The following is a 4077-nucleotide window of genomic DNA, read 5'->3' on the forward strand; positions in this document are numbered from 1 at the left end:
TAGCCGTCGCACTCGTTCTCCAGGATGAACTTCCAGTTCGCCTTGACGCGATGCTTGAGAAAGCCCGCCGTGATCTCGACCTCGCCCTCCGGCGAGGTGCGCACCAGGCGATCGATGGTCTCGGCCGCGCCGCCGAGATGCTCCTTCAGCGTCGGGCCGTCGGCTGCGAACGAGCCGAACACGAAGCCGCGATAGGAGGCGACGCGCGTCACCCGACCGAGCGCGAGCTGCGACTTGTCCTGCCCTTCATAGCCGTCCGGGAAGGCATAGCCGACCAGGCGGCCGTCATTGGCGAAGGTCCAGGAATGGAACGGACAGGTGAATGAGCGCGCATTGCCGCGCTCATAGGAACAGACCTGGTTGCCGCGATGCGAGCAGCGGTTGAGCAGCAGATTGACCTTGCCCTGCTCGTCGCGCGTCATGATCACGGATTGCGGGCCGATCGACTTGACGACGTAGTCGTTGGCGTTCGGCACCTCGCTCTCATGCCCGACATAGACCCAGGTCCGGTACCAGATGTTCTTGAGCTCGGCCTCGAAGATGTCAGGATCGGTGTAGAGCGATCCGTGCACCCGGTCGGGCCGGATCAACCGTTCCCATGGCGAGGCGCCGGTCATCATGTTCATCGTTCCGTCTCCCTCGCCGATCGCCCGCCGCGGTTGCCTTCACCGATCGTCAATAATAATCCGAACGACCGTTCGGTGAATTAATAGCACGGGCACCGCGGGCCGGCAAGCTTCTTTCCCGGCGCTACCAATGATTCCCGGAACACTGCGCAAAGATGCAATTCCGGGTAGCCGGCGATGCGACGGGCTCAGTCCTGCGCCGCGCCACCGTCGCGTTCGCCACCTGCGATCTGCTGCAGCATCGACTTCGGCGTTGTCGCGAGCTCGATCTTCAGCTGGTCGCAGGTCGCCCGCCGCAGCAGGCGTTCGATCTCGGTCGCGGCATTGCGATTGGCCAGACGCGTGCCCTCGCCGGTCGCCCAGAGCAGAAGCTGCCCGAGCCGCCGGTCGCCATCGTCGCGCAGCGCCTCGATCGCGGCAGCGTCGGACATGTCGCCCCGGACGCGGGGCGTCGCTGGAATCTCCGGATGCGTCATGCCGTCAGCCAATCGCTTGACTGCCACGAATGCATCGTCCTGCAGGCGCACCTGCTCGAGCAGCGGCGCGGCCTTCCAATCGGCGGCGAGCTTCATGCTGTTCAGCGCGTAGATCGCGGAGAACACCTGGCCGCGGACGAAATCATCGCTGCTGTTCGGCACGACATGGCTTTGCAGCGCATCGATGATGCCGTCGATCAACCGCTCGAAGGATGCACTCATGCCGCGGCCTCCAATGCGCGCTCGAAGGCCCGCACGATCGAGGGCATCTGGCTTGCCATCACCGCAAGCCGCATGTCGTTGAAACGATCGACCTCGAAGGCGCGCACCGCGCACATCTGGATCGCGGCCGCCTGATACAGCGCATAGGCCTCATAAAAGGCGAGACTCTTGTCCGAGACGGCAACGCCGGAGGCACGCTGATAGAGATCGATCACCTCCGCGCGCTCGAGCACGCCATAGAGCTTGCGGCTCCTGGCATTGAAGGTCGGCATCAGCGCCCATGCCAGATCCTCGTGGGGATCGCCGAGATGAGTCAGCTCCCAATCCAGAATGGCGGCGATCCGCCCCTGGTGCTCGATGAAGTTTCCGATCCGGTAGTCGCCATGCACAATGGTTCGGCGGGGCGGCTGCGGGCAGTTGTCGTGCAGCCAGCGTCCACCCCAATCGAGCAGCGGGTAATAGCGCGCAGTGGGACGCGCGAGAGAGGCGCGCCAGCCGGCGATCGCACGCAGCTCGGCGCGTTCCCCGCCCTGCTGCAGCGAAGCGAATGGTGTCGCGCCTGGGTCGATCCGGTGCAGCGACGCGAGGATCTCGACGAATTGCCGGGCGATCGCGCGCTTGTGGTCGGGATCGAGCTCGCTCGCCGCCCAGGGCGCAGGAACATCGCCCTCGACATGCGCGCAGATGAAGAACGGAAAGCCGATCTCGGCGCCATCCTGCTCTGATGACACCAACGCCGGCACCGGTACGCCGCTGCCGGCCAGCGACTGCAGCGCATAAACCTGGGGCAGCACCGAGTAAGGCGCAAACAGCCCGCTCGGTGGACCGACGCGCAGGATCAGTTTGCGGTCGCCTTCAGCCGCAGTGCGGGCCACGAACGCATAGGTGATCCAGGAGAAACCCGATGATTTGCGGCCGAAGCCGACAATCTCCGTCCGGCTCCCGGATATCCGCGACAAATGCCGCGCGAGTGCTGGCCGCACCGCGTCGTCATTGACCACGACCGGGCGAACAGGCGCCGGCACATCACCCGGCACATCTTGATCGGATCGTTTCGCAGCCTCCGGCATCAATTGACCGACCTCGTATAGCCTTGCCACTTCTCCTCGCGCAGCGCCGACTTCATGATCTTGCCGGAGCCGGTCAGCGGCAATGGCTCGAGGCGGATATCGACAGAACGCGGGCACTTGTAACCGGCGATCAAGGTGCGGCAGTGCGCGATCACCATTTCGGAATCGAGACTCCTGCCGTCCTTCGGCACGACGATCGCATGTACCGCCTCGCCCCATTGCGGATCGGGCACCGCGATAACGGCGCATTCCTTGACGTGCTCGTGCTGGAAGATGGCGTTCTCCACCTCGCCGGAATAGACGTTCTCGCCGCCCGAGACGATCATGTCCTTCAGTCGGTCGACGATATAGACAAACCCGTCCTCGTCCATCCAGGCGCCGTCGCCGGTGTGCAGCCATCCGTTGCGCAGCACGCGCGCGCTTTCCTCGGGCTTGCGCCAGTATCCGAGCATCACGCCGGCGCCGCGGATCGCGATCTCGCCGACGGTGCCGCGCGGTACTTCGTTGCCCGCGGGATCGATGATGCGGATTTCGACGCCGGGCGCCGCCCGTCCCGCCGATTTGCGCTTGCCCGCCAGCGGCCCTTCCAGCGCGTGGTACTCCCAAGGCAGGATTGTCGCCAGCGCCGCGCTCTCGGTCATGCCGTAGCCCTGATGGAAACGCCAGCTCGGCAGCACGCGCATCAGCTTGACCAGCAGCGCATCCGGCATCGGCGACGCGCCATATTCGCAATCCCTCACGCTGCTCAGATCATACGTGCCGAAGGACGGATGATTAAGCATCATGTTGAGCATGGTCGGCACGAACAGGCAGTAATCCACCTTGTGCTCGGCGATAGTCTTCATCGCGAGCTCGGGCTCGAATTTCGCGATGGTCACGTGCGTGCCACCGACCAGGGTCAGCGCGATCATCGGCGAGGTGCCCGCCAGGTGGAACATGCCGGCCGAGTGCAGATACCGCGTGTCTTCGCGGAAACGGAGCGCATAGATCCAGACCAGCGATTCATAGATGATGTTGGCGTGCGACAGCATCACGCCCTTGGGAAATCCGGTGGTGCCGCCGGTGTAGAAGATGCCGGCGAGATCGTTGTAGGCGCCAGACGCGTCCGCGATCGGCGCGTTCGCAACAAGCTCATCATAACCCTGCATGCCGTCGGGGACCGGTCCCTCGTTCAGATAGACCATCGCGGTGAGTGATTTTGCACCACGCAGTGCCGACGCGATTTCGGCGAAGGTCTTGTCGACCAGCAACAGCTTTGGCGTGGAATCGTCGATCGCATAGGCGTTCTCGGCAACCGCCCAGCGCGTGTTAAGCGGCACCGCGACCGCGCCCGCCCAGGCGATGGCATAGAGCGCCTCAATATAGAGGTCGCTGTTGTGCGCGAGGATGGCGACACGGTCGCCGGCCTCGACGCCGAGCCGCCGCAACCCGCCCGCGGCGCAGGCAACGCGCCGGCCGATCTCTTTCCAGCTCCGCGACCGTCCGGCATGGATGGTGCCGGGTGCGTCCTTGCGCAATTGCACCGCCGCGATCAGCGCCTGCGTCAGCTTCATGTTTCCTCCTGAACCGCCATGCGGCCGCGCACGCGCGCGGATGTTTCCGTCACGCGTGAAGCCGATACGCCGCCCGGAGATTCCAGTTGATAATCCGGACAGACGGTCTATTATTACACAACCGACGCGA

The 4077-nt window shown here is 64.4% G+C and carries 4 protein-coding genes; all 4 read right to left on the reverse strand.

The annotated features are described in order from the left end of the window. Positions 1 to 626 (reverse strand): aromatic ring-hydroxylating oxygenase subunit alpha (locus PMN64_RS42310; protein WP_411785045.1); only part of this gene is annotated, 626 nt, incomplete at its 3' end. 188 nt (positions 627 to 814) lie between these two features. Continuing rightward, positions 815 to 1324 carry a hypothetical protein gene (locus tag PMN64_RS42315; protein ID WP_028339605.1) on the reverse strand — a complete coding sequence of 170 codons (510 nt, stop codon included), beginning with the start codon at positions 1322 to 1324 and terminating at the stop codon, positions 815 to 817. After that, positions 1321 to 2424: a phosphotransferase family protein gene (locus PMN64_RS42320; protein WP_411785046.1), complete on the reverse strand. Its 1104-nt coding sequence runs from the start codon at positions 2422 to 2424 to the stop codon at positions 1321 to 1323. The genes PMN64_RS42315 and PMN64_RS42320 overlap by 4 nt, the downstream gene beginning before the upstream one ends. Beyond that, on the reverse strand, positions 2394 to 3947 hold the full coding sequence (locus PMN64_RS42325; protein ID WP_028339607.1) for an acyl-CoA synthetase: 1554 nt from the start codon (positions 3945 to 3947) through the stop codon (positions 2394 to 2396). The genes PMN64_RS42320 and PMN64_RS42325 overlap by 31 nt, the downstream gene beginning before the upstream one ends. Positions 3948 to 4077: the final 130 nt, after the last annotated feature.

Source organism: Bradyrhizobium sp. UFLA01-814 (genome assembly GCF_046718885.1).
Classification (GTDB): domain Bacteria; phylum Pseudomonadota; class Alphaproteobacteria; order Rhizobiales; family Xanthobacteraceae; genus Bradyrhizobium; species Bradyrhizobium elkanii.